The 25,934-nt window shown below is 71.3% G+C and carries 22 protein-coding genes; 2 read left to right on the top strand and 20 right to left on the bottom strand.

Annotation, left to right across the window (positions count from 1 at the left end; genetic code table 11):
- Nucleotides 1–5: 5 nt before the first annotated feature.
- Together A4U64_RS06365 and A4U64_RS06360 are read right to left on the bottom strand one after the other, a co-directional pair.
- Nucleotides 6–2,078 carry an acetyl-CoA carboxylase biotin carboxylase subunit gene (locus A4U64_RS06365; RefSeq protein WP_083662556.1) on the bottom strand — a complete coding sequence of 691 codons (2,073 nt, stop codon included), beginning with the start codon at nucleotides 2,076–2,078 and terminating at the stop codon, nucleotides 6–8.
- An 11-nt stretch (nucleotides 2,079–2,089) separates the two neighbouring features.
- Nucleotides 2,090–3,622, bottom strand: a complete 1,533-nt coding sequence (locus A4U64_RS06360) for a carboxyl transferase domain-containing protein (RefSeq protein ID WP_230304576.1) — start codon at nucleotides 3,620–3,622, stop codon at nucleotides 2,090–2,092.
- Nucleotides 3,623–3,812: 190 nt separating this feature from the next.
- On the opposite strand from A4U64_RS06360, the gene A4U64_RS06355 reads away from it, so the two are divergent.
- Entirely contained in the window at nucleotides 3,813–4,451 is a 639-nt protein-coding gene (locus A4U64_RS06355; RefSeq protein WP_065922341.1) for an SACE_7040 family transcriptional regulator, read from the top strand.
- 53 nt (nucleotides 4,452–4,504) lie between these two features.
- On the opposite strand, the gene A4U64_RS06350 is transcribed toward A4U64_RS06355, so the two are convergent.
- The 6 genes from A4U64_RS06350 to A4U64_RS06325 all read right to left on the bottom strand — a co-directional run bounded on the left by A4U64_RS06350 (nucleotide 4,505) and on the right by A4U64_RS06325 (nucleotide 12,506).
- Nucleotides 4,505–4,771, bottom strand: a complete 267-nt coding sequence (locus tag A4U64_RS06350; RefSeq protein ID WP_006947094.1) for a GlsB/YeaQ/YmgE family stress response membrane protein — start codon at nucleotides 4,769–4,771, stop codon at nucleotides 4,505–4,507.
- A 155-nt stretch (nucleotides 4,772–4,926) separates the two neighbouring features.
- On the bottom strand, nucleotides 4,927–6,039 hold the full coding sequence (locus A4U64_RS06345) for an NDMA-dependent alcohol dehydrogenase (RefSeq protein WP_006947092.1): 1,113 nt from the start codon (nucleotides 6,037–6,039) through the stop codon (nucleotides 4,927–4,929).
- A 33-nt stretch (nucleotides 6,040–6,072) separates the two neighbouring features.
- Complete coding sequence (locus tag A4U64_RS06340) at nucleotides 6,073–7,572, bottom strand: aldehyde dehydrogenase family protein (protein ID WP_006947089.1); 1,500 nt, start codon at nucleotides 7,570–7,572, stop codon at nucleotides 6,073–6,075.
- 100 nt (nucleotides 7,573–7,672) lie between these two features.
- Entirely contained in the window at nucleotides 7,673–9,316 is a 1,644-nt protein-coding gene (locus A4U64_RS06335) for a sigma-54-dependent Fis family transcriptional regulator (protein ID WP_029544940.1), read from the bottom strand.
- On the bottom strand, nucleotides 9,313–10,971 hold the full coding sequence (locus A4U64_RS06330) for an AMP-binding protein (RefSeq protein ID WP_065922340.1): 1,659 nt from the start codon (nucleotides 10,969–10,971) through the stop codon (nucleotides 9,313–9,315). Before A4U64_RS06330 ends, A4U64_RS06335 begins: the two co-directional genes overlap by 4 nt.
- Nucleotides 10,972–11,138: 167 nt before the next feature.
- The gene (locus A4U64_RS06325; protein ID WP_442971933.1) at nucleotides 11,139–12,506 is read right to left on the bottom strand and encodes an MFS transporter; all 1,368 of its coding nucleotides are present in this window, start codon (nucleotides 12,504–12,506) and stop codon (nucleotides 11,139–11,141) included.
- Nucleotides 12,507–12,752: 246 nt separating this feature from the next.
- Between A4U64_RS06325 and A4U64_RS06320 the strand changes: the two genes are divergently transcribed.
- Nucleotides 12,753–13,184, top strand: coding sequence for a protein-tyrosine phosphatase family protein (locus A4U64_RS06320; RefSeq protein WP_065922338.1), 432 nt, complete (start codon nucleotides 12,753–12,755; stop codon nucleotides 13,182–13,184).
- A 13-nt stretch (nucleotides 13,185–13,197) separates the two neighbouring features.
- Here A4U64_RS06320 and A4U64_RS06315 read toward each other — a convergent pair whose 3' ends face one another.
- The 12 genes from A4U64_RS06315 to A4U64_RS06260 form a co-directional block, all read right to left on the bottom strand.
- Nucleotides 13,198–13,746: a hypothetical protein gene (locus A4U64_RS06315; protein ID WP_065922337.1), complete on the bottom strand. Its 549-nt coding sequence runs from the start codon at nucleotides 13,744–13,746 to the stop codon at nucleotides 13,198–13,200.
- A gap of 121 nt (nucleotides 13,747–13,867) precedes the next feature.
- Nucleotides 13,868–14,632: an ethanolamine ammonia-lyase subunit EutC gene (eutC, locus tag A4U64_RS06310; RefSeq protein ID WP_065922336.1), complete on the bottom strand. Its 765-nt coding sequence runs from the start codon at nucleotides 14,630–14,632 to the stop codon at nucleotides 13,868–13,870.
- Entirely contained in the window at nucleotides 14,629–16,044 is a 1,416-nt protein-coding gene (locus A4U64_RS06305; protein WP_029544950.1) for an ethanolamine ammonia-lyase subunit EutB, read from the bottom strand. The genes eutC and A4U64_RS06305 overlap by 4 nt, the downstream gene beginning before the upstream one ends.
- On the bottom strand, nucleotides 16,041–17,501 hold the full coding sequence (gene eat / locus A4U64_RS06300) for an ethanolamine permease (RefSeq protein ID WP_029544952.1): 1,461 nt from the start codon (nucleotides 17,499–17,501) through the stop codon (nucleotides 16,041–16,043). The genes A4U64_RS06305 and eat overlap by 4 nt, the downstream gene beginning before the upstream one ends.
- Nucleotides 17,502–17,617: 116 nt before the next feature.
- Nucleotides 17,618–18,154, bottom strand: coding sequence for a DUF779 domain-containing protein (locus tag A4U64_RS06295; protein WP_006930895.1), 537 nt, complete (start codon nucleotides 18,152–18,154; stop codon nucleotides 17,618–17,620).
- Nucleotides 18,155–18,318: 164 nt separating this feature from the next.
- Complete coding sequence (gene exaC / locus A4U64_RS06290) at nucleotides 18,319–19,842, bottom strand: acetaldehyde dehydrogenase ExaC (RefSeq protein WP_006930896.1); 1,524 nt, start codon at nucleotides 19,840–19,842, stop codon at nucleotides 18,319–18,321.
- Nucleotides 19,843–19,943: 101 nt separating this feature from the next.
- Complete coding sequence (locus A4U64_RS06285; protein WP_065922335.1) at nucleotides 19,944–21,245, bottom strand: helix-turn-helix domain-containing protein; 1,302 nt, start codon at nucleotides 21,243–21,245, stop codon at nucleotides 19,944–19,946.
- A 49-nt stretch (nucleotides 21,246–21,294) separates the two neighbouring features.
- Complete coding sequence (mftG, locus tag A4U64_RS06280) at nucleotides 21,295–22,782, bottom strand: mycofactocin dehydrogenase MftG (RefSeq protein ID WP_065922334.1); 1,488 nt, start codon at nucleotides 22,780–22,782, stop codon at nucleotides 21,295–21,297.
- A gap of 18 nt (nucleotides 22,783–22,800) precedes the next feature.
- Nucleotides 22,801–24,189 (bottom strand): mycofactocin biosynthesis glycosyltransferase MftF, encoded by a 1,389-nt coding sequence (gene mftF / locus A4U64_RS06275; RefSeq protein ID WP_065922333.1) that lies wholly within the window; start codon nucleotides 24,187–24,189, stop codon nucleotides 22,801–22,803.
- Nucleotides 24,186–24,872 carry a mycofactocin biosynthesis peptidyl-dipeptidase MftE gene (gene mftE, locus A4U64_RS06270; RefSeq protein WP_065922332.1) on the bottom strand — a complete coding sequence of 229 codons (687 nt, stop codon included), beginning with the start codon at nucleotides 24,870–24,872 and terminating at the stop codon, nucleotides 24,186–24,188. Before mftE ends, mftF begins: the two co-directional genes overlap by 4 nt.
- Nucleotides 24,869–25,309, bottom strand: coding sequence for an SRPBCC family protein (locus tag A4U64_RS06265; RefSeq protein ID WP_006930907.1), 441 nt, complete (start codon nucleotides 25,307–25,309; stop codon nucleotides 24,869–24,871). The genes mftE and A4U64_RS06265 overlap by 4 nt, the downstream gene beginning before the upstream one ends.
- Nucleotides 25,309–25,887 carry a CGNR zinc finger domain-containing protein gene (locus A4U64_RS06260; protein ID WP_198163401.1) on the bottom strand — a complete coding sequence of 193 codons (579 nt, stop codon included), beginning with the start codon at nucleotides 25,885–25,887 and terminating at the stop codon, nucleotides 25,309–25,311. Before A4U64_RS06260 ends, A4U64_RS06265 begins: the two co-directional genes overlap by 1 nt.
- Nucleotides 25,888–25,934: the final 47 nt, after the last annotated feature.

Here is a 25,934-nt window from a genome sequence, read left to right as displayed (position 1 = left end):
GTGTCCTAGCTGTCGGTGGTGTCGGTGGGGGCGGGAACGGAGTGGGTGGGAACTCCGCTGCCGGGGACGACGCGGGCGAGGAGCTGGTCGACCTTGACCTGGTCGCCGGGGGCGACGAGGAGTTCGACGGTGCCGTCGACGGGCGTGGTCAGGGCGTGTTCCATCTTCATCGCCTCGACGACGACGACGGTGCTGCCGGCGGTGACGGTGGCACCGTTCTCGACGGGGACGGCGATGACGGTGCCGGGCATCGGGCTGGTCAGCTCGGCCTCGCCGGCGTGGGCGTCGGCGTCCCGGATGTTCGGTTCGCGGGCCTCGCGCACCGGCCAGGTGCCGCCGTCACCGGCGAGCCACAGCTGCCCGTCGCCCTCGGCGACGAGGAACTCCGAGCGCACCCCGTCGAGGGTGACGGCGAGGCGGCCGGCGTCGAGCCGAGCGGTGAGTACCCGCTCGGGGCCGTCCTCGATCCGGGCGGTGGCGGCCTCCGGGGTGCCGGTGAGGTGCACGTGATCGGTGCGGGTGGGGGTCTGCAGCCGCACGGTGGTCGGCGCGGGTCCTCCGACCCGCCAGCCGGTGGGCCGGTCCCACGGGTCCACTGCCGACGTCGTGGACGTCGCGGGCCAGCGGCGCAGCCAGCGGTGCGCGGCCGCGGCGACGAGCACCGCGTCGGGGGTGTCCGGGGCGGTGTAGTCGTCGAGGCGGCGATCGAGCAGCCCGGTGTCGAGGTTGCCGGCCTGCACGTCGGGATCGGCGAGCAGGAAGCGGGCGAAGTCGATGTTGGTGACCACCCCGAGGACCGCGGTCTCGGCCAGGGCCCGGTCGAGCCGGCGCAGCGCGGCGGCGCGGTCGGGTCCGTGCGCGATCACCTTCGACAGCATCGGGTCGTAGTCGCTGCCGACGACCGTGCCCACCTCGAGCCCGGAGTCGACGCGGATGCCCACCCCGGTGCCGGCCTGGTTGGCGGGTTCGTCGAGCCCGACGACGGTGCCGCCGGTGGGCAGGAATCCGCGGGCGGGGTCCTCGGCGTAGACGCGGGCCTCGATCGCGTGCCCGGTCAGGGTGATGTCGTCCTGTTCGAAGCCGAGCGCCTCGCCGGCGGCGACGCGCACCTGCCACTCCACCAGGTCCAGTCCGGTGACCAGTTCGGTGACGGGGTGCTCGACCTGCAGGCGGGTGTTCATCTCCATGAAGAAGAACTCGTCCGGCGCGTCCGCGGAGACGATGAACTCCACCGTGCCGGCGCCGGTGTAGTCGACGCTGCGGGCGGTGTTGCACGCGGCCTGCCCGATCCGGGCGCGAGTGGCCTCGTCGAGCAGCGGCGACGGGGCCTCCTCGATCACCTTCTGGTGGCGGCGCTGCAGGCTGCACTCACGCTCGCCGAGATGGACGACGTTGCCGTGGGTGTCGGCGAGGATCTGCACCTCGATGTGCCGTGGGCGCTGCACGAACCGTTCGAGGAACAGGGTGTCGTCACCGAACGCGGAGGCCGCCTCGCGCCGCGCGGAGGCGAGCGCCTCGGCGAGCTGACCGGATTCGGTGACCAGGCGCATGCCCTTGCCGCCGCCGCCGGCGGACGGCTTGATCAGCACCGGGTATCCGATGTCGCCGGCCGCGGCGATCAGCTCGTCGTCGGTCAGGCCGGGCCGGGAGATGCCGGGCACGACCGGGACGTCGAACGCGGCGACGGCGTTCTTGGCGGTGATCTTGTCGCCCATGACCTCGATGGCCTTGGCGGGCGGGCCGAGGAACACGATCCCGGCGTCGGCGCAGGCCTGCGCGAAGCCCGAGTTCTCGGACAGGAAGCCGTAACCGGGGTGGATCGCCTGCGCACCGGTGCGCCGGGCCGCGTCGATCACCTTGGCGATGTCGAGGTAGCTCTCGCGCGCGGCGGCGGGGCCGAGGCGCACCGCGGTGTCGGCCTCACGCACGTGCCGGGCGCCGGCGTCGGCGTCGCTGTACACGGCGACGGACCGGATGCCCATGCGGCGCAGGGTCCGGATCACCCGGACCGCGATCTCCCCGCGGTTGGCCACCAGTACGGTATGGAACATCCCGGCTCGGCCGGTGGTATCGAACATGTTCATGTGCCTCACATCCGGAAGACGCCGTAGGAGACCGGCTCGAGGGGTGCGTTCGCGCACGCCGACAGGGCCAGGCCGAGAACTTCCCGCGTGTCGGCGGGATCGATGATGCCGTCGTCCCACAGCCGCGCGGTCGAGTAGTAGGGGTTGCCCTGGTGCTCGTACTGGGCGCGGATCGGCGCCTTGAACGCCTCCTCCTGCTCGGCGGTCCACGGGGTGCCGGACGCGTCGAGCTGTTCCGAACGCACCGTCGCCAGGACGGAGGCGGCCTGCTCGCCGCCCATCACCGAGATGCGGGCGTTGGGCCACATCCACAGGAAGCGCGGCGAGTACGCCCGCCCGCACATCGAGTAGTTGCCGGCGCCGTAGGAGCCGCCGACGACGACGGTCAGCTTCGGCACCCGCGCGCACGCGACGGCGGTGACCATCTTGGCGCCGTGCTTGGCGATGCCGCCGGCCTCGTAGTCCCGGCCGACCATGAAGCCGGAGATGTTCTGCAGGAACAGCAGCGGGATCGAGCGCTTGTCGCACAGCTCGATGAAATGGGCGCCCTTCTGGGCGGATTCACCGAACAGCACGCCGTTGTTGGCGACGATGCCGACCGGGTGGCCGTGGATCCGGGCGAAGCCGGTGACCAGGGTCTTGCCGTACTCGGCCTTGAACTCGGAAAAGCTCGAGCCGGGCCCGGCGGGGTCGCCGTCGACGATGCGCTCGATGACCTCGTGCACGTCGTAGGGGGTGCGCGGGTCGGTGGGCACCACGTCGTACAGCTCGGCCGGATCCGCGGCGGGCGCGAAGGTCGGCGCCACGTCCCACGGCCGGGGGTTGCGGGGCCCGAACGTGGCGACGATGTCGCGCACCCTGTTCAGCGCGTCGCGGTCGTCCTCGGCGAGATGGTCGGTGACACCGGAGACCTTCGAGTGCAGGTCGCCGCCGCCGAGTTCCTCCGCGGTGACGACCTCGCCGGTGGCGGCCTTCACCAGCGGCGGGCCGCCGAGGAAGATGGTGCCCTGGTTGCGGACGATGACGGCCTCGTCGCTCATCGCGGGCACGTAGGCGCCGCCGGCGGTGCACGAGCCCAGCACCGCGGCGATCTGCGGGATCCCCTTGGCGCTCATGGTGGCCTGGTTGTAGAAGATGCGGCCGAAGTGCTCGCGGTCGGGGAACACCTCGTCCTGCCGCGGCAGGAACGCCCCGCCGGAGTCGACCAGGTAGAGGCAGGGCAGCTGGTTCTGCAGCGCGATCTCCTGCGCCCGCAGGTGCTTCTTGACCGTGATCGGGTAGTAGGTGCCGCCCTTGACGGTGGCGTCGTTGGCGACGATCACGCACTCGCGGCCGGACACCCGGCCGATGCCGGCGATGATGCCCGCGCCCGGGCACTCGTCGTCGTACATGCCGTTCGCGGCCAGCGGCGCGATCTCGAGAAACGCGCTGCCGGGGTCGAGCAGGGCGTCGACGCGGTCCCGGGGCAGCAGCTTGCCGCGGGCGACGTGCCGATCCCGCGCCTTCTCACTGCCGCCGAGGGCGGCGGTCGCGAGCATGTCGCGCAGCTCGGCGACCAGCTGGACGTGCTGGTCGCGGTAGGTCCGCGGAGCGGTTGTTGGGGGGGTTGTCACAGTACCGTCCTCGCCATGGGGGTGAACGCCTGAGTTAATACTCGATAACTGAAAATAAGGTTAGCTGTGATTAACTGAGTTGTCCAGACCACATCAGGAAGGAAGGGTGCGGCCGATGACCGAGCTGAAGCCGGACACCGACGAGCAGCTGCTCACCGCGCGCGGCCGGGCCAAGGCCGACCGGCGGCGGCAACTGCTGCAGGCCGCGGCACGGCTCGTCGCCGAGCGCGGCTTCAACGGCGTGCGCCTCGAGGATCTCGGCGCGGCGGTGGGCATCAGCGGTCCCGCCGTCTACCGGCACTTCCCCAACAAGGACGCGCTGCTCGTCGAGCTCCTGGTCGACATCAGCCGCCGCCTGCTGGCGGGCGGTACCGACGTGATCGACCACACCGACGAGCCCCGGCGCGCACTCGACCGGCTCGTGGACTTCCACCTCGACTTCGCGCTCGGGGAGCCGGACCTGATCCGCGTCCAGGACCGGGAGCTGCAGTCCCTCCCGGAGGACGCCCGCCGGGAGGTGCGCCAGACCCAGCGGCGGTACGTCGAGCTGTGGGTGGGCGTGCTGCGCCGGCTCGACCCCGCCCTGGGGGAGTCCGACGCTCGGACCATGGCCCACGCGGCGTTCGGGCTCATCAACTCGACGCCGCACAGCGCCGACCGGTCCTCTCCCGCGGCGACCCGGGCGGTCCTGCGGCGCATGACCCTGGCCGCGCTCGGTGCCGATCGGCCGGGCACCGCGGCCTCCGGGACCTGAACAGGCACGGAGACCCCGTCCGGATCTCCGGACGGGGTCCCGTTTCGCCGCTGTTACCGGACCCTGCTCCTCGTCATGGAGGTGTAGGCCAGCGTCAGCACCGCGGCCACGGCGATACTGATGATCCAGCGGATCCAGTCGATACCTTCGGTGTCGCCCTGGTCGCTGATCATGCCCCAGATCCAGTAGCCGAGCAGGGCACCGATGATGCCGATGACGATGGTGATGAGCCATCCCATCGCCTGCTTCCCCGGTATCACCAGGCGTGCGAGCACACCGATGACCGCGCCGAAGATGATCGTGCCGATGATTTCTCCCATCACGGGCTCCTCTCTCGGAACATCGAACCGTGGGGACGGTATGCCACAGGGTGCGCGGAATATGCGCACTTCGGGTGAATTCCGGTGAATCTTCTGCAAAAAGTTGCGCGGTCCCGGAGGTGCGCCCTGCCCGGCGGGCGAGGCGCACCCCACGATCAGGCGTCGTGGACGATGACGCCGCGGATGTTCTTGCCGTCCCGCAGGTCCTGGTAGCCCTGGTTGACCTCCTCCAGGCTGTAGCGATGGGTGACCAGCTCGTCGAGCTTCAGCTGGCCGGCATCGTAGAGCCGCAGCAGCCGCACGATGTCGTACTGCGGGTTCGCCGAGCCGAACAGCGAGCCCTTGATGGTCTTCTGGAACAGGGTCAGTTCCGTTCCGGACACGTGCACGGTCAGCTTCTCGGGATTGGCCAGGCCGGTGATGACGACGGTGCCGCCCTTGCCCACGATCGAGGTGGCCGCCGAGACGACCTCCTCGTCGACGGTGCCGACGAGGATCAGGGCGGCGTCGGCGCCCTGGCCCCAGCTCAGCTCGTTGACCTTCTCGGCCGCCTCGGCGGCGCTCGCGAAGGCGTGCGTGGCACCGAACTTCAGGGCGGTCTCGCGCTTGAACTCCACCGGGTCGACGACCACCACGTACTTGGCGCCCGCGTGCACGGCACCCTGGACGGCATTGACACCGAGGCCGCCGATGCCGTAGATCACGACGATGTCCCCGGCACGGACGTCCCCGGCGTACACCGCGGTGCCCCAACCGGACGGCACACCGCAGCCGACGAGCACGGCGGTCTCGAGCGGGAGCCAGTCGTCGACCTTGACCACCGAGTGCTGCGAGATGGTGGCGCGTTCGGCGAACGTGCCGAGCATGCACATCGCGCCGAAGTCGGTGCTGCCGGAATGGAACCGGAACGAGCCGTCCGGCATGCAGCCCTCGAGGATGGTGGCGCCCATGTCGCACAGGTTCTGCCGGCCCGTCGAGCAGTACCGGCAGGTGCCGCAGTTCGGGATGAAGCTGCACACCACGTGGTCACCGGGCTTGACCTTGGTGACGCCAGGGCCGACCTCCTCGATGATGCCGGAACCCTCGTGGCCACCGACGATCGGGAAGCGCGGGGGCAGGTCCCCGTCGGTCAGGTGCAGGTCCGAGTGGCACAGGCCCGCCGCGGTGTACTTGATCAGCACCTCGCCGGGGCCCGGGCCGTCGAGGTCGAGTTCCATGATCTCGAACGGCTTGCCGGTCTCGAGCAGGACTGCGGCTTTGGTCTTCATCGTTGTTCTCCTTGGGGTGGCGGGTGACGGGGGTCAGAGGGCGATGTTCACGGCCTTGGTCTGGGTGTAGAGGTCCAGCGCTCCCGCGCCGAGCTCGCGTCCCCACCCGGACTGCTTGAACCCGCCGAACGGCATCGCGGTGTCGAAGCCGTTGTACTGGTTGATCCACACCGAACCGGCCTTGAGCCGCCGCGCGGTGCGGTGCGCCTTCGACAGGTCCCGGGTCCAGATGCCGGCGGCCAGCCCGTAGATCGAGTCGTTGGCCGCGGCGGTGATGCCCTCGTCGGCGTCGAACGGCATGGCGGCGACGACGGGACCGAAGATCTCCTCGCGCACCACGCTGAAGTCGGGCTGCACGTCCACCAGCACGGTCGGTTCGACGAAGAAGCCCTTGTCACCCCAGCGCTTTCCGCCGGTGAGGGCGCGTGCCCCGTCGGTCAGGCCCTGGCGCAGGTAGCCGGTGACCCGGTCCAGCTGCTCCTGGGAGACCAGCGGGCCGAGCTGGGTGGCCGGGTCGAGACCGGGGCCGATCTTCACCTTGCTCGCCGCCTCCGCGACGGCCTCGGTGAACTTCTCGAAGATGGGACGCTCGACGAACAACCGGGTGCCGGCGACGCAGCACTGGCCGTGGTTGAACAGCCACGCATCGAGCGATCCGGCGACGGCGGCGTCGAAATCGGCGTCGGCGAAGACGATGTTCGGGCTCTTGCCGCCGAGTTCGAGAGAGACCTTCTTCAGGTTTCCCTTGGCGGCGTCGACGACCTTCTTGCCCACCTCGGTGGACCCGGTGAAGGCGATCTTGTCGACGTCGTCGTGGGCGGCGAGCGCGGCGCCGGCGTCGCCGAAGCCGGGCACGATGTTCACCACGCCGGGCGGGAAGCCGGCCTCCTCGAAGATCTCGGCGAGCAGCAGCGCCGTGAGCGGGGTCTGCTCTGCGGGCTTGAGGATGACCGTGTTGCCGGCGGCCAGGGCCGGCGCGAGCTTGAACGCGGCCATCAGCAGCGGGAAGTTCCAGGGCACGATGAGCCCGCACACGCCCACCGGCTCGCGCAGCGTGTAGGCGTGGAACTCACCGCCGGGCACGAACGGCATCGTGACGTTGACCGTGCTGCCCTCGATCTTGGTGGCCCACCCGGCGTAGTAGCGGAAGATGTCCGCCGACCACGCCGTGTCCACGGCCGCGGCGATCACGGCGGACTTGCCGTTGTCGAGGGCCTCGAGCTGGCCGAACTCCTCGGCACGTTCGGTGAGCAGATCACCGACCCGCCAGATCATGCGCTCGCGCTCGGCGGCCTTCATCGTCGGCCAGGGGCCCTCGTCGAACGCCTTGCGGGCGGCCCGCACGGCCCGGTCGACGTCCTCGGCGGCGCCGTGGGCGACGTCGGTGAGCTTGTCCCCGGTCGCGGGATCGTAGGTCGCGAAGACGCGGCCCGAGGCGGCGTCGACCCATTCGCCGCCGATGTAGAGCTGCCTGGTCCCGGAGAGAAACTCCCGAACCCGCGGAGCGACGGTGTGCTCGGCAACAGCTGTCATGCCCAACCTCCTGAAGTAGTGTGACACGGGTCATACTGCTTCGGGCAGGCCCGCGGGAACTGTTCAAGGATTGGACAGTGCGCACATGCGCATACGACGGTCAGCCGGCGATGCCGAGTGCGCGGATCCTGCTGTAGAGGGTGGTGCGGCTGATGCCGAGCCGCGCCGCGGCGTGCACCTTGTTGCCGCCGCTCTCGCGCAGCGCCTCGATGATGGCCTCCCGCTCGGCGCGCTCGCGCCCGCCCAGACGCGAGACCCGGCTCGTCGCGCGGTACTCGACCGGCAGATCCTCCACCCGCACCGGCAGCGGGGACTCCCGCTCCGGGATGGCGGCCAGCACCGCCCGCAGCTCGGCGAGGTTGCCGGGCCACGAGCGTTCCGACAGCGCCGTCAGGGCACTGGGGCCCAGGCGCAGGTCCGGCCGGTCGAGTTCCCGGGCCAGCGCGGAGGCCAGGTCGCCGAGTTCCCGGATCCGTTGCCGCAGCGCGGGCACCCGGACCTGACCGGGGCAGCGCGCCAACAGTTCTCGCACCGTCGGGCGGACGTCGTCCAGGGGGTCCGCGGTGAGCACGAGGCGGGCCGCGGCCGGGTCGGAGAGCATCGACGAGAGCAGCGCCAGCACCGGATCCGGCGCCAGGTGCACGTGTTCGACGACCACGACGCCGCCGTCCGCCGCAGCGGCGACCGACAGCAGCCCGGCCGCCCACTCGTGTTCGCCCTCGCCGACGATCCGGGCGGCGTCGAGGAAGGTGACGGTGTCACGTACGAGTTCCCTTGCGGCCCAGGTCCGTCCGCTCCCGGGCTCGCCGAGGATCGCCACGCCACCGGTGCGCTCGCGCAGCCGTCCGAGCCGCTGCCGCAGCCGCGTCGTCGCGTCCTGCGCGACGTCGCTGCGGGGCACGGGTTCCCGCGCGGCGGCGGCGTCGAGCAGGAACAGCGCCCCGCTGCCGATGCCCGGGATGCGGTCGATCCGCAACCGGGTGCGCCCGCCGGCGGACAACGCGAAGTCCATCGTGCGGGACTCCCCCGCCGGCAGGTCGACCGCGATCGCGCGCAGCGCCGCGTGGTCGGCGGGCACGAGCAGTTCCACGGCGGCCTTGTTGGTGAGCATGATGTCCTCACCCATGGCCGCGACCGCGACGCCGCGCTGCTGCGCGGCCCGCTGGAACGCATCGACCACCCGCCGGTCCGATTCGCGGGCCCCCTCGAGCAACCGCGCCTCGATGTCGCGGGCCGCGCGGGCGAGGAACGGCACGAACAGCGGATTGGCGATCTTGCCGGCGGCGGTGATGTCGAGGATGCCTTCGATGCGGCGGGTGACGGGATGCACGAGGGGGTGCCCGTAGCAGCTGAAGTCCTTGAGGGACTCGAGGTAGTGCTCCTCGCCGTGCACCACGAGGCTCTGCCGCACCTCGAACGGGGTGCCGAGAGCGTTGGTGCCGTAGGTGTCCTCGCTCAGGGTCGCGCCGGGGACCACGCCGATCTCCTCCATGGCGCGCTGCATGGGTGCCGCGTCGAACAGCCGGGCCACGATCCGGCAGTCCCGGTCCACGAGGAGGATGCAGCAGCCCGTGCCGGCGAGCTGCGTGCGCAGCTCGTCGAGCACCGGCCGGGCGGCGTCGAGCAGCCGCCCGGCCGCGTCCGAGGGGCCCAGCAGGGTCGGCTCGGGGAGCCGTCCCGGGTCGATCCCGCTCAACTGCGAGCGTTTCCAGGACAGCGCGATCTCCGGCCGCAGACCGTTCACCCCCGCTCGGCCTCCCCGAGCAGGGCCGTGGACAGCTCCCGCATCTCGACCTTGCGGATCTTGCCGGTGACCGTCATCGGGAACTCGTCGACGATGTGCACGTAGCGGGGGATCTTGTAGTGCGCGAGCTTGCCCGTGCAGTACTCGCGCAGCGACTGCGCGTCGAGCGGCGCCGCCCCCTCCCGCATCCGGATCCACACCATGAGCTCCTCCCCGTACTTCTCGTCGGGCACGCCGACGACCTGCGCGTCGAGAATGTCCGGGTGGGTGTAGAGGAACTCCTCGATCTCCCGCGGGTAGATGTTCTCGCCACCACGGATGACCATGTCCTTGATGCGGCCGGTGACCGAGACGTACCCGTCGGCGTCCATGACGCCGATGTCGCCGGTGTGCATCCACCGGGCCTTGTCGATGGCCTCGGCGGTCTTGTCGGGCTGGTTCCAGTAGCCGAGCATCACCGAGTAGCCGCGGGTGCACAGCTCGCCCGGTTCACCACGCGGGACGGTCAGGCCCGTGGCCGGGTCGACGATCTTGACCTCGAGGTGCGGGCCGACGCGGCCGACGGTGGACACGCGCTGGTCGATGGTGTCGTCGCTGCGGGTCTGCAGGGACACCGGCGAGGTCTCGGTCATGCCGTAGCAGATGGAGACCTCGGTCATGCCCATCCGCTCGATGACCTGCTTCATCACCTCGACCGGGCACGGGGAGCCGGCCATGATGCCGGTCCGCAGGCTCGACAGGTCGTGGGTCTCGAAGGAGGGGTCGGCGAGTTCGGCGATGAACATCGTCGGCACCCCGTACAGGGAGGTGCAGCGCTCCTCGGCGACGGCGGCCAGGGTCTGGGCCGGGTCGAAGGCGGGTCCCGGGATGACCATCGTCGCGCCGTGGCTGGTGCAGGCCAGGTTGCCCATGACCATGCCGAAGCAGTGGTAGAAGGGCACCGGGATGCACACCTTGTCGTTCTCGGTGTAGTGGCACAGCTCGCCGACGAAGAATCCGTTGTTGAGGATGTTGTGGTGGCTGAGGGTGGCGCCCTTGGGGAATCCGGTGGTGCCGGACGTGTACTGGATGTTGATCGGATCGTCGGCCGACAGGTCACGCTGGGCGGCGTCGAGCCGGGTGCGGTCGTCGGCGAGTGCGGCGCGTCCGGACTCGGCGAGTTCGTTCCATTCGGGGTATCCGAGCAGCACCACGTGCTCGAGGTCCGGGCAGTCGCCGCGCACCTCGGAGATCATTGCGGCGTAGTCGGACGTCTTGAAACTCGGCGCGGAGATCAGCATCCGGATCCCGGCCTGGGTGAGCACGTACTGCAGTTCGTGCGAGCGGTAGGCGGGGTTGATGTTGACCAGGATCGCGCCGATCTTCGCGGTGGCGTACTGGACGAACACCCACTCCGCCCGGTTCGGCGCCCAGATGCCCACCCGGTCGCCCTTGCCGATGCCGGCGCGCAGCAGACCGAGCGCGAGGGCGTCGACCTCCGCGGCGAGTTCGGTGTAGGTCCAGCGCCGGCCGGCGGCGCGGTCGACGAGCGCGTCGCGGTCGCCGTGGCGGGCGACGGTGCGGTCGAAGTTGTCGCCGATCGTGTCCCCCAGCAGCGGGGTGTTCCACGCCCCCGAGGTGTAGCTGGGCAGTTCGGGTGTGGCGAAACCGGTCATGGGTGCTCCTGCAGTGTGCGCGGCCCGGGGCGAGCGAGGGGATCTCGTGGACTCGTCCACCATGCTCGCCGATCCGGCGCCGCAGGTGTTCGGATTCTGGACAGTTGGCGGTGCGGTGGCAGCACGAGGCGCCCTCCCCGGGGGTGTCGGGGAGGGCGCCGGTGGGATCAGAGCGCTCGGTCGCGGGTCTCGACGAGGGCCTTGGTGCACACGAAGCTCAGCACGCCGAGCACGGAGAGCATGATGCCGATGGCGATGCCGCCGTAGGACGCCGCGAGGGGCGCGGCCAGCATGGGCGGAATCGCGCCACCCAGGACACCGGCGAGGTTGTAGCCGAGTCCGGCGCCGGTGTACCGGTACCGGGTGTGGAACATCTCCGGCAGCAGCGCGCCGCACGGTCCGTAGGCGATGCCGAAGATGGCCAGGGTGACCATCATGCCGACGACGAACGCGACCGGCGAGCCGGTGTCGAGCAGCGGGAACAGCGCCAGCGCCCACACGACGGAGAAGCCGCAGGAGATCATGATGACGCGCCGGCGGCCGACCCGGTCGGAGTAGAGGGCGGAGAGCACGATCGCGGCCCCGAAGACGAACGAGGCGGCGATGCCGACGGTGAGGACGAACGGCCGGGAGAAGCCGAGGGTCTTGGTCGCGTAGCTGGTCAGGTACGCGGTGCCCATGTAGAAGAAGGCGAACATGATCGCCAGTGCGCCGGCCGAGAGGAGGATCTCCTTGGTCTGGTAGCGCAGGGCGTCGAGGAACGGCAGGGTGCGCTTCTCGGACGGGGCGGCGGCGCGGGCCTCGCTCTCGGCCCGGAACACGGGGGTCTCCTCGATGGCGAGGCGCATGTAGAGACCGATGGCCACGAGAACGATGCTGAACAGGAACGGGATTCGCCAGCCGTAGTTGAGGAAGGCCTCGTTGGTGTCGCCGAGGGCCAGGCCGGTGAACAGGAAGGTGGCGCTCGACAGGGCGAAGGCGATGGCGGGGCCGAGCTGCGGGAACATCGCGTACAGGCCGCGTTTGCCCGGTGGCGCGTACTCGGCGGTGAGCAGCGTCGCGCCGGCCCACTCCCCGCCGACGGCGAAGCCCTGCGCGAATCGCAGCAGCACGAGGATGATCGGGGCGGCGACGCCGATCGTCTCGGCGCCCGGCAGCAGCCCGATGAGCAGGGTCGAGATGCCCATCAGCAGCAGCGTGGAGACGAGGGTCTTCTTGCGGCCGATGCGGTCGCCGAAGTGCCCGAACAGCATGGCGCCGACCGGGCGGGCGATGAACGCGACGGCGAAGGTCGCGAACGAGGCGACCGTGCCGGCGGTGGCGCCGAGAGCCGGGAAGAACACCGTCGGAAAGACCAGGGCTGCGGCGGTTCCGTAGATGAAGAAGTCGTAGAACTCGATGGTGGTGCCGATGCAGCTGGCGATGGCGACGCGTCGGATGCCGGGTCCGCCCGGGGCGGGGGCGGTCGGCGCGGCGGGCTTCTGTCCCGCCGGTACCACGGGGGGTTCGGCCCCCGGTGTCGACACTGTGGTCACGTCTGTCCTCCGTATTTCCGTCCGAGCCGCGGCGGCCCTGCGCCGCGCGATGGAAGGAAAGGTAGTGATCCGTCTCACTCCCCCACTACCCCCGAAAGGGGGGTGGCTGTGAGCCGGATCACGTAGTTTGCCGAACGAAGGACTTGATCGTCGCGGGACGCCCCACCCCGCACCACGCGCGGTCCTCCGCGGCGATTCCGGGACACCCGGTGGCCGAACAACTTTCGCGCCGTCTACGCTCCGTTCATGGCGACGACGACCTGGGACCCGCACGCCCCGGGGATCCTGGCACTACCGTCGGGCCGGTACGTCCGGGGCCGTGGCGTCCGACGTCCCCTTCCGGCCGGACCGCTGCCCACCCTCGGGGTGTACCTCGCGGGCCGGACGCCGCCGGCGGTCCCGTGGGACGCCCGGTGGATCCGGTGGCCCGACTTCCGCCTCCCCACCGACCCCGCCGCTGCCCGCCGGATACTGCACGAGGCGTGGCAGCGGTGCGCGACCGAACGCGTCGAGGTCGCCTGCGGCGGTGGCCGGGGGCGCACGGGCACCGCCCTGGCCTGCCTCGCGATCCTCGACGGCGTACCGCCCGGCGAGGCCGTCGCCTATGTGCGCGAACACTATTCGCACCGAGCGGTGGAGACGCCGTGGCAGCGGCGCTTCGTCGCTGCGTTCCGGTGACCGGCGGCGCCGGTCAGCGACCGGCGGCGCCGGTGAGTTCGGCGCGCATCTCGCTCCACACGGTCGCGTACGAGTCGATGTTCGGCGCCGTCGCCCACGCCAGCGCGCCGGACTTGATCTTCCCGAGCGCCTCGGCGAACAGGTCCTGATACCGCGACAGGCGCGGAACGAACGCCGACACGTCGTCGAAGAGGTTCTGCGCCTTGCGATCCAGCTCGATCAGTTCGTCGAGGAAGTTGGCGGATTCCGGGTCGGCGAGCAGCGCGGAGAGCTCTTCGTCGAGCGGGCCGAACTGCTCGAACAGCTCCGCGAGAGAATCCTCGTCGATCGAGACGCGCTCCGCGTCGAGCTGATCGGTCAGTTCCGCGACCCCTGCGTCGGTCAGGGAGACGCCGTTGCCGGTCTCCTTCGCCTTGCCCTGCGTGACCAGCGCGTCGTACGCCGCCCGCCCGGACGCGACCGACACCCCCAGATGCGCCGCGATCATCTCGGCGGTGACGGTCTCCTTCAACCGCACCGTCTGCAGCAGAGCCAGCTCGTCGACATTGCCAGCGAACGCCATCGTGTCTTCTCCTCGTCGCCCGGTCGCGGGCGGTACGTGTCACCCGGTCGGGCGGAGTACATAATTTGGCGCTTCCGGTCGCGATGTCAACCGCCCACGCGGGTACGTCACACTCTCGCCCCTACAACTCCCCCACCGTCGCGGAATCGAGCCGGTCCGCCCGCGTCGTGTCCTTCAGGTCCACACCGGAACGCCCGAGCCGGCGCGCCCCGTCGACCAGCCCCGCGACGACACGCGCGGCCGCGGCGTACCCGAGCCCCTCCGGGGGGTGGATGTTGGACACGCAGTTCCGCTCGGCGTCGGCCCGACCGGGCCGCGGCTCGTGGGTCAGGTACACCCCGAGGCTGTCGGCGACCGACAACCCGGGCCGCTCCCCGATCAGCACCAGCAGCGTGCGCACCCCCAGGGCGGCGCCGATGTGGTCGCCCAGCGCCACCCGTGCCGACGTCGCGATCACCGGCGGTGCCACGGACAGGTGCCGCGGCAGGGCCGCCACGACGGCCTCGAGCAGGGCGACGCCGTGCTCGGCCAGGGCTCGCGGCGAGAGCCCGTCGGCGAGGACCACCCCGACGTCGGCGCCGGTGCCGGGGACCGCGGACAGATCCTCGGGCAGGCGGCCCAGGTCCGGGCGGCGCAGGTACTCGCCGCGATCGCTCACCCGGCTGGTGACGACGATCGGCGCGCCGAGTCCGAGGCGTTCGAGGTCGGTGGCCAGCGCCGGCACGTCGAGGGGCTGGTGCACCGCGTCGCGGGCCGCGGCGTGCGCGGCCCGGAACTCGAGCACCCGAGCGGTCGGGAGGCCGTCGCCGGCCCGGCCGAGCCCGATGCGGGCCTGGGTCGCCGACCGCAGCGGTGCCCAGAAGTCACGGTCGACGGACCCGCTCACGCCGCACCTCCCGCGAGGGCGCGCAGCGGGGAGGCCGCCGCGTCCACCGGCAGGATGTGCCCGGCTCCGTCCACCATGCCGAGACCGGAGAGCCACCGCTCGAACTCGGGGGCGGCGCGCAGGCCCAGCGCGCGACGCACATACAGCGCATCGTGGAACGACAGGCTCTGGTAGCCGAGCATGACGTCGTCGGCTCCGGGCACCGCGATGACGAACGCGGCGCCGGCCACCCCGAGCAGGGTCAGGAGGGTGTCCATGTCGTCCTGGTCGGCCTCGGCGTGGTTGGTGTAGCAGACGTCCACGCCCATCGGCAGGCCCAGCAGCTTGCCGCAGAAGTGGTCCTCGAGGCCGGCCCGGACGATCTGCTTGCCGTCGTAGAGATATTCGGGGCCGATGAACCCGACCACCGTGTTGATCAGCAGCGGGTCGAGCGCCCGGGCGACGGCGTACGCGCGGGTCTCGAGGGTCTGCTGGTCGACGGGGCGTCCGCCCGTGCCGAGGTGCGCGCCGGCCGACAGCGCCGAGCCCTGCCCCGTCTCGAGGTACATGACGTTGTCGCCGACGGTGCCGCGCCCCAGAGCGCGACCGGCCTCGTTCGCCTCCCGCAGCAGAGCCAGGTTCACGCCGAAGCCGGCGTTCGCCCCCTCGGTGCCGGCAATGGACTGGAACACCAGGTCCACCGGGGCACCGGCCTCGATGAGGCCGAGCGTGGTCGTCACGTGGGACAGGACGCAGGACTGCACCGGGATGTCGAAGCGCAGCCGCATCTCGTCGAGCAGGTGCAGCAGGTCGGCGGTGGCCTGTGGCGAGTCCGTGGCCGGGTTGATGCCGATGACGGCGTCGCCGCAGCCCATCAGCAGCCCGTCGAGGGTCGCGGCGGCGATGCCGCGTGGATCGTCGGTGGGGTGGTTGGGCTGCAGCCGGGTGCCGAGCCGGCCGGGCAGTCCGACGGTGGTGCGGAACGCCGAGGTGACCTCGATCGCGCGGGCCACCGCGATCAGGTCCTGGTTGCGCATGAGCTTGCTGACGGCGGCGACCATCTCGGGGGTCAGGCCGGGCGACATGGCGGCGAACGCCGCGGCCGCATCGGTTTTCGTGACGGTGTCGAGAAGCAGGTCGCGCAGTCCCCCGACCGTCAGGTGCTGCACGGACCGGTAGGCGTCACGGTCGTGATCGTCGAGGATCAGCCGGGTGACCTCGTCGGTCTCGTACGGCACCACCGGCTCGGCGAGGAACACGTCGAGCGGGATGTCGGCGAGGACCCACTGCGCGGCCGCACGCTCGGCGTCGGATTCGGCCGCGCAGCCGGCGAGTTCGTCGCCGGAGCGGCGCGGGGTGGCCTTGGCGAGCAGGTCGACGAGGCCGTCGAAGGTGTAGGTGGTGCCGGCGAGATGCTGGGTGTAGACGCTCACTTCAGCTCGGCCTCCGCCTCGGCGAGCGCGGCGAACTCCTCGTCGGGCGAGTTCGCCACCAGCCGGTGCCGGCTGTAGAGCCCGAAGTAGGCCATGAACGCGGCGAAGGCACCGAGGGTCCATAGGGCGGCGACGGGATCGACCAGGAAGGTGGCCACGACGGCGGCCGCGGCCACGACCAGCGCGAAGGAGGTGGTGACGACGCCGCCGGGGGTGCGGTAGGGCCGCGGCATGTGCGGTTCGCGCCGGCGCAGCACGATGTGGCTGACCATCATCAGCACATAGCTCACCGCGGCGCCGAAGACGGCCATGTTGAGCAGCATCGCTCCCTCGCCGGTGAGCGAGAGCGCGAACCCGATCACGCCGGGGACGATCAGCGCCAGCATGGGCGCCTTGCGCTTGTTGGTCAGCGACAGGCTCGTGGGGAGGTACCCGGCGCGGGAGAGCGCGAACGTCTGCCGCGAGTACGCGTACATGATCGAGAAGAAGCTCGCGATCAGGCCGGCGAGCCCGATGTAGTTGACCACCTTCGCTGCGCCGGTGTCGCCGAGGGCCTCGACGAGCGGGTTACCGGATGTGGACAGGGCGTCGGCGCCGAGCGCGCCGGTGGCCAGGAACAGCACGGTCGCACCGGTGACGAGCAGCACCAGCATGGACACGATGATGCCCTTGGGCACGTTCTTCTCCGGCTCGGTTGCCTCCTCGGCGGCCAGGGGCACACCCTCGACGGCGAGGAAGAACCAGATCGCGAACGGCACGGCCGCCCAGATGCCGAACAGGCCGAAGGGAAGGAACGACGACGCTCCGGCGGCGGTCTCGTCGACGGCGATGTCGGTCAGGTTCGCGGTGTCGAACAGCCCGACGGCGGAGACGGCGAACACCACGAGCCCGACGAGAGCGATCGCCGTGATCACGAACATCGCCTTGAGCGCTTCGCCGGCGCCGGTGAGGTGGATGCCGATGAACACCGCGTACACGGCGAGATAGATCCACCATCCGTCGGTGATGCCGAACAGGTTCAGCGACTCGACGTACCCGCCGATGAACGTGGCGATCGCGGCCGGGGCGATCGAGTACTCGATGAGAATTGCTGTGCCGGTGGCGAATCCACCCCACGGTCCGAGGGCGCGGCGCGCGAAGGTGTAGCCGCCGCCGGCGGCGGGCAGCGCGGAGGACAGCTCGGCCATGCCGAGCACCATCGCGAAGTACATGGCCGCGATGACCACCGAGGCGACGAGCAGACCACCGAATCCGCCCTCGGCCAGGCCGTTGTTCCAGCCGGCGTAGTCACCGGAGATCACGTAGCTGACACCGAGGCCCGCGAGCAGCACCCAGCCCGCCGAACCCTTTCTCAGAGTGCGCTTTTCGAGATACGCACGACTCTCGGCGTGGAAGTCCGCGCCGTCGTGGTGGGCCGGGGTCTCGGCCCCGGTCCTGGGCGGGTCGGTCAACGACATGATCTCTCTTCTCGACGGAGGATGGCGACGTGTCGAGCGGGCACGTCGAGGACACCGCGCGTACTCACGGTACGAGCGGTAGGTACACACCGCGTCAGTACGCGGTCACGGAAGTGTTACGAGGAGGCGCCCCGGGGCGTCGGCACCGGGCACGCGTCGGCGGCCTCGGCCACGACGGTCGGCTCGGCGGCCGGCTCCGGACGGGCGCCGGCGGCCCACCGCTTGCCGAGCAGGGGTGTGTCGCGGGCGAGGGCGTCGTTCTCGTCGGCGGTGAAGGCGCGGCCGCGGCTGAGGAACCGGAGCCCCTCGGGCGATTCCAGGCTGAACCCGGAGCCGCGGCCCGGCACCACGTCGAGGACGAGCTGCGTGTGCTTCCACGCCTCGAACTGGGACCCGGAGATCCACACCGGGACGGCGTCGGCGCCCGCGGGCAGGTCACCGGCCGTCGCCCCCACCTGCAGCCGCAGGTCCAGCACCCCCAGCAGCACGTCCAGGTCGCCGACGACGAAGTCGCCGTCCGGGTAGCACATCGGCGCCGACCCGTCGCAGCAGCCGCCGGACTGGTGCATCATCAGCGGCCCGTGCCGCTCGGCGAGACGGCGCAGGAGAGCAACCGCGTCGGCGGTGGCGACGAGGCGGAGCGGGACGGACATGGGGTGCCTTCCGGTTGTCGGCTTGCGCCTCCCCCGAGCGAATGTATCGCTCACCTCGACTGATCGAGTGGGCGATACATTCGCTCGACTCGGGGCAGGGCGGAATGGGAACGGCGCCTGCCACGTCGCAGGGGGGATGACGTGACAGGCGCCGGGTCTTCGGATCAGAAGAAGCCCTGGGCCTTCGGCGCGTAGGACACCAGGAGGTTCTTCGTCTGCTGGTAGTGGTCGAGCATCATGTGGTGGTTCTCGCGGCCGATGCCGGACTGCTTGTAGCCACCGAACGCCGCGTGCGCCGGGTACTGGTGGTAGGTGTTGGTCCACACCCGGCCGGCCTGGATGGCGCGGCCGGCCCGGTAGGCGACCCCGCCGTCGCGGGACCAGACGCCGGCTCCGAGGCCGTAGAGGGTGTCGTTGGCGATGGAGATGGCGTCGTCGAAGTCCTGGAAGGACGTCACGGAGACCACCGGTCCGAAGATCTCCTCCTGGAAGATGCGCATCTTGTTGTGGCCGCTGAACACCGTCGGCTGGACGTAGAAGCCGCCGGACAGATCGCCGCCGAGGTCGGCGCGCTCGCCGCCGGTGATCACCTGCGCGCCTTCGCTCTTGCCGATCTCGATGTAGGACAGGATCTTCTCGAGCTGATCGTTCGACGCCTGGGCACCGATCATCGTGTCGGTGTCGAGCGGGTCGCCCTGGCGCACGGCCTTCGTGCGCACCGCGGCCAGCGACAGGAAGTCGTCGAAGATGTCCTGCTGGACCAGGGCGCGCGACGGGCAGGTGCACACCTCGCCCTGGTTGAGGGCGAACATCGTGAAGCCCTCGAGCGCCTTGTCCTGGTAGTCGTCGTTGACCGAGAGCACGTCGGAGAAGAAGATGTTCGGGCTCTTGCCGCCGAGCTCGAGGGTGACCGGGATCAGGTTCTGCGAGGCGTACTGCATGATCAGGCGACCGGTGGTGGTCTCGCCGGTGAACGCGATCTTGCGGATGCGCGGGCTCGAGGCCAGCGGCTTGCCGGCCTCGACGCCGAAGCCGTTGACGATGTTCACCACGCCCGGGGGCAGCAGGTCGCCGATGACGGAGATCAGGTACAGGATCGAGGCGGGCGTCTGCTCGGCCGGCTTGAGGACGACGGCGTTGCCGGCGGCCAGGGCGGGGGCGAGCTTCCACACGGCCATCAGGATCGGGAAGTTCCACGGGATGATCTGGCCGACGACGCCGAGCGGCTCGTGGAAGTGGTAGGCCACGGTCTCGGCGTCGATCTCGGAGATCGAGCCCTCCTGCGCCCGGATCGCGCCCGCGAAGTAGCGGAAGTGGTCGATCGCCAGCGGGATGTCGGCGTTGAGGGTCTCGCGGATCGGCTTGCCGTTGTCCCAGGTCTCGGCGAGGGCGATCGACTCGAGGTTCTCCTCGAGGCGGTCGGCGATCTTGTTGAGCAGGATGGAACGCTCGGCGACGGACGTCTTGCCCCAGGCCGGCGCGGCGGCGTGGGCGGCGTCGAGGGCCAGCTCGATGTCTTCCTCGGTGGACCGGGCCACCTCGGTGAACGGCTGACCGGTGACCGGGGTGACGTTCTCGAAGTACTGACCCTTCACAGGCGGTACCCACTGGCCGCCGATCCAGTTGTCGTAGCGGGACTGGAAGGACATCAGGGCGTCGGGCGAGCCGGGACGGGCGTACACGGTCATCGGTGTTCACTCCTCGGATGGTCTGGCACCCCCCATGCGGGGCGTGTGATCCGGAACACTACGAACGTGTGGGTTGCAACTACGTTGCGTAGCTCCGAACCTCAGATCCCGAGCTGACGGTCCAGCAGCTCGATCCGGGCCTTGACCTGGGCGAACAGCGTCGAATGCGGATCGAGGGTGGTCAGGTACGCCTCCCACGCGGCGATGTCGTCGCGCCCGTGCACCGACGCGGTCCACCGCGCGAGCAACTGGGCGTCGCCGGCCCGGAGCAGCGCGGCCTGCACCCGGGCGCGCAGCTCGTCCCGGATCTCCTCGATGCCGGGCGCGGCCGATCCGGGCAGCACCGGTCCGGCATACAGACGCACCGCCGTCGCCACATCGCCGCGGTCGAGTGCGCCGCGGACCTCCGCGACGTCGGTGACGAGTTCGCCCAGGAGCCGGTATGGGCGCGAGCCGAGCCCCTCGGGTCCGAAAACCTTTCGCAGGCGCGACATCTCGGCACGGATGGTGACGGAGTCGAGCTCGGCCTCGTCGAGCAGCACCGCAAGCCGGTCCGAGCTCAGGCCCTCGGGGTGTTCGGCGAGCAGCAGCAGGATCTCGGCGTGGCGCTGGGAGAGCGGGATCCGTTCGCCGTCGCGGTGCAGAGTGGGCCGGCCCGACCCGAACGTGTCGAGGCTCGTCCGGGCAGCCGACAACAGCCGCGGCGAGCTGAGCAGGTGCAGTCGCAGTTCCGACTCCGCGGCGGCGACCGTGGCCCGCACGAGCTGCAACACCTCCGGCGCGGCGACGCGGAGCCCACCGGTGATGTCGATGGCGCCGAGGATCCGGCCGGTGCTCGGGTCGTGCACCGGCGCGGCCGAGCAGCTCCATTCGTGCACGGTGCGGTTGAAGTGCTCGGCGGCGACGATCTGGACCGAGTGGTCGACAGCGAGAGCGGTGCCGGGCGCGTTGGTGCCCACCCGCTCCTCACTCCAGTCGGCGCCCTCGACGAAGCTCATCGACAGCGCCCGGTCACGGGCGGCGTGATCACCCTCGACCCACAGCAGCCGGCCCTGTTCGTCGCTGATCGCGACGAGCAGCCCGCTGTCGGCGGCGTCCTCCACCAGCAGCTTGCGCACGACGGGGCGGATCAGCGCCATCGGGTGCCCGGCCCGGTACCGCTCGAGGTCCAGGCCCGTGAGCAGGCTCGGCTGTTCGACGGCGTCGGGACTGATGCCGTTCCTGCGGCTGCGCAGCCAGGATTCGCGGACCACCGAGCGCACGGAGGCAGGTACGACCGACGTGTCGGCCGCGTCGAGGAACGAGCTGTGCGCCGAGGACGCGCGTTGCGCCAGCTGCGACGGGTCGTCGCCGGGCCGCAGCGCCACCCAGGGGTTGGCCGCGCCGGATCGTTCGTCGGTCATGCGCTGCTGCTCATCTGCCGGTTCCTCCTCCGAACAACTGTAACCCGAGTCACAAGCACGTCCGGGTGCCCACCCGTTCGGCCAACATCACGGCCGTCGCGTGCGGCCCACGGCTGGGCACCTGCGGGAACACGGACGTGTCCACGACGCTCAGCCCCTCGGCGGCGTGCACCCGGCACCGCTCGTCGACGACGGCCGAGGCGTCGCCGCCCATCCGGCAGCTTCCGGACAGGTGCAGCGACGTCCCGAGGTACCGCTCGAGCCACGCGTCGCCGGGGTCGAATGCGTCCGGGTCGAGGCCGGTGCGGTCGACGATGTCCGGCATCGCCGCGAGCAGGTGCGCGGCGCGCGCCACCCCCTCGCGCAGGTCGGCACGGTCGGCCGGGTCGTCGAGGTAGCGGTAGTCCAGCAGCGGCGGCCGGAACGGGTCGGCCGGGTCGAGCCGGATCGCGCCGCGGCTGCGGGGCCTCGTGAGCACCACCCCCAGGACCGGGTCGGCGACGCCGCTACCGGGGACGGACGCGGCGAACGGTGCGGTGTAGGGGCGCAGCTCGAGGTTGCCGGCGTGCAGGACGACCTGCAGCACGGGGGCCGGCCCGGGCAGCGGTGCGCGGTACCGGTAGGGGACGGCGACCTCCGGATGGTCGGTGTAACCCGTGCCCACACCGGGGATCTCGATCCGGGGGGTGATGCCGTGACGGGTGAGCTCGGCGCCGTCGCCGATGCCGGAGAGCATGAGCAGCTGCGGGGAGCCGATCGCACCGGCGGCGAGCACGACGTGGCCGGCACCGACGGTCTCGCCGTCCTCGGTCTCGACACCGACTGCGCGCGCGCCCGAGAGCACGACCCGCCGCACGCGCGTTCCCGTGCGCACGGTCAGGTTCGGCCGGGCCAGCGCCGGCAACAGGTACGCGTGGGCGGGACCGACGCGCATCCCGTCTCGGATGTTGAGCGGGACGGGGCCCACCCCGTCCGGGCCGGGCGCGTTGAGGTCGTCCACACGGCGATGGCCGGCGGCGAGCGCCGCGTCGTGGAACGCGGCGCTGGCCGGGTGCAGCCGCTCCCGGGGCGTGCGGGCGACGGGCACGGGGCCGGTCGCGCCGTGCCATCGCCGGCTCACTCCGGTCTCCACGGCGTCCGCCGCGTCGGCGTCGGTCTCGGTGGCGCGGAAGTGCGGCACCACCCGATCGAACGACCAGGACGGCGGCCAGGCCTCGAAGTCGTCCGGGCGGGCCCGCACGAAATACGCGCCGTTCACTGCGCCGGAGCCGCCCAGCAACCGGCCGCGGGCGACGACGGAGCGACGACGTCCGGTCAGCCGGGCCGGGTAGGCGCAGGTCCACGGGCTGTCCGGACCGACGGGCAGGACGGTCGCGTCGAGCACCGCGGGCGGGGTGTCGGCGGTCGTGCGGTAGCCGGGGCCGGCCTCGAGCAGCAGGACCGTCCGGTCGGGGTTTTCGCTGAGCCGGGCGGCCAGCACGCAGCCGCAGCTGCCGCCGCCGACCACGACCACGTCGGCGTGCACCGGATCGGCCATGGATGGGGGTACCCCGGCTCAGCCCCGGATGCGGGGCGCGAGCGCCGCCGGATCCCGGGCCTCGACCGCGCCCCACCACAGTCCGGCGCCGTAGGCGATGTCGTCGAGGCGCTTGTAGAACACGTAGCGCAGGGGGTCGAGGCCGCCCTCCTCGCGGTGGCCGTACCAGTCCCACAGCCCCTCGGCGACGGCGAAGCCGAGGACCGCGCGCCGCACCTTCGGCGAGACCACGGCGGCGACGAGCGTGACCGGCCAGTAGTGCCGGCACAGCGCGGAGGCGACCTGCCACATCCCGCCGACGAACCCCTGCGCGGTGAGCACCGCCGCGATGCGGGTCGGCTGGTCGAGTTCGGTGAACATCCGCCGCAGCCGGAGCATCGTCACCGACAGCGACGCGACCGAACCGACGACGCCGAGGCGGGTGCGGCTCGCGGCGGCCACACACGCGAACAGCATCGACCCCGACATCGACATGGTGGGCACCGAGCCGGGGTGCCGGCTCGCGAGGGGCGCCGCACCCGTGCCGTAGAAGGCCTTGCGGGTGAACCACTTCCGGAATCCGACGCGATGGTCGTGGGCCACGTGCGCCACCGGTTCGTAGCGCAGCCGCCAGCCGGCCTCCTGCAGCCGCCAGCACAGGTCCACGTCCTCGGCGACGTGCATGGCCTCGTCGAAGCCGCCGGTCGCGGTGAGCACGTCGCGGCGGACGATGATCGCGGCGCTCGGTACGTACGAGACCGGGCTGCCGGACTTGACGGCGGCCTCGCGGCGGCCGAGATCCAGCGACGAGCGCGCGTGTTCGTAGCGCCCCAGGGCGCCCTTGTCGGGCTCGAGCGCGACGACGCGCGGGGCCACCAGGGCCACCGCAGGGTCGGAGAAGTGCCCGAGCATCACCTCGAGCCATCCCTTCCGCGGCACCACGTCCGAGTCGAGGAATGCGACGAACGGCGTTGTGGCGGCGCGCAGTCCGGTGTTGCGTGCCGCGGCCGGACCACGGGATCGCTCGTGCCGCAGTACCCGGACCGACGCCCTGGCCGGGGTGGGCACCGGGACGTCGGAGCCGTCGTCGACGACGATCACCGTCAGTCCCTCGACGGCCGCCAGCAACCGCTCGAGCCCGGCCGTGTTGTTCTTGACGGGAATCACGACGGTGACGTCGGACGTGGCAGGCAGGGCCGTGGGACGGGGGTTTCCGACTCCGGAGTCGAGCAGCCGCCGCGCCACGACGGCGGTCTGCGAGTCGACGACCTTCACGTAGCCGTCGCCGATCATCGCCGCGGCCGCCGGGGCGAGCTTGAGCATGCGGGTGGGCGAGCCGCCGATGAGCACGCGGCCGTCGGAGTAGGCGCGCACCCGCGGGTCGATACGGACGCCGAATCCGTCGGGCAGTCGGGCCGTGCTCGTCAACGGAGTCTTCCTTTCCCATCCGGCTCCCACCGGGTTACCTGTGCCGTTGCTCGATCGACGAGTTCGGCGAACCATCGTGCCCCCTGCGCCGCGCTCGCGGGCGTCGGATCCCCCAGCACGCCGTTCGCGGACACGGCGACGATACCGCCCTCGCGCATCCGTGGCATCAAGTCGGCGAGGGTGCCGGTGTTGCCCATCTCGGCGCGGGCGGTGTCCACCACGCGCGGATCGAGGTGCAGCAGCAGGCTGGTCTCGGTGACCCCGGCGTGGGCGTCGCCGCCGGGCACGGCGAACGGCAGCCACGCCACGTCGCGGCCCTCGTAGCGCAGCAGGGACACCGCCCTGGTCAGCGGGTGCACGTTGCCGCCGTGCCAGTTGACGAACAGCAGGCGCGCGGCCCACCGGCACACCGAACGACCGTATTCGACGAGGACGGTCTCCATCGCCTCCGCGCCGAGCGAGACGGTGCCGGGGAAGCCCTCGTGCTCGCCGCTGGACCCGTACTCGAGGGCCGGCGCGACGAGCACGCCCGGCAGGGCGGCCGTCAACGCGCGGGCGATGCGGGTGTCGGTGTCGAGCGGCAGGTGCGGCCCGTGCTGCTCGAGCGCGCCGACGGGAACCGCGACCGTGGCCCGGCCCGGTTCGAGGTCGGGCCAGTAGGCGGTGGCGAGTTCGGGGGTCACCGGTCCGATGGTAGGGGTGCACCCTCCGGGTCGCCGTCGGCGGTGGCGAGGGCGCGCTCGACCCGGGCCAGCGCCCCCTGCCAGTGGGCGCGCTGAGCAGCGCGTTCGTCCGGGCCGGCGAGGCGCTCCTGATGGAAGCGGAGCACGGTGCCGCGGGGCGCGGCCGAGACGGCCACCTGCACGGTACTGTCGTGGTTCCAGCCCGCGGGCCGCCAGGTCAGGCGCACCCGGTCCCCCTCGTGGCGGCTGCGCAGCTCCCCCGTGACACCGTCGTCGCTGCGCCACTCGGCACCCGGGGCGCGCGGGACCGTCGCGCCGCGGCCGAGCCACAGCTCGGGTGTGCCGACGAGCAGCCGCCACACCGCGTCGATCGGATGCGGCAGGGTCTTCGACACCCCGATCTGCCATCCGGCGTCCTTCGTCTGTCCGACCGGCATCACTTCTCCTTCTCCCGATGGGCACGAACCTTGTCACGGTTGCCGCACCGCGCCATCGAGCACCAGCGCCGCGTTCCCGCGCGGGAGGTGTCGGCGAAGACGATGGCGCAGTCGTCGGCGGCGCACCGCTTGATGCGCTCGGCGTACGGACCGGTCAGCAGGCCGATCGCGTCGCGGGCCAGCGTCGACAGCACCTGACTGCCGGTGACGGGAGTGACCACGCCGGGCGGGCGCAGCTGTGGGGCGATGTCCGGCCGGGCGGCGGCCGCGTCGAGGGCGGCGCTGTCGGCGGCCGCCGGCCCGTCTCCGTCCGCAGACCGGTTCGCGGTGCGCCACAACACCTCGCGTAGTTCCTTGGCGCGGATCAGATCCTCGGCGGTGACGTCGACCGCTGCCGCGGCGACGGCCCGCCCGAGCAGGTGCGTCGCGACCCAGCGCGCGAGGTCGCCCGCGGCGTGCAGCGTCTCCCACCGGGCCCGATCCCCCTCGCCGCCGGTGTAGAGCAGATCCAGGCACGGCGCTCCGGTGTCGACGACGAACTCGATGCCCTCGGCGGAGCGCATGTCGACCCGACTCACGTAACCACATTAACCAGTTACACATCCATTGCGACGAGTTTCCGTCC

This window comes from Rhodococcus sp. WB1 (genome assembly GCF_001700945.1).
Classification (GTDB): domain Bacteria; phylum Actinomycetota; class Actinomycetes; order Mycobacteriales; family Mycobacteriaceae; genus Rhodococcus; species Rhodococcus aetherivorans.
Note: the sequence above shows the minus strand (reverse complement) of the source record. Positions and strands in the feature narration are given on the sequence as shown.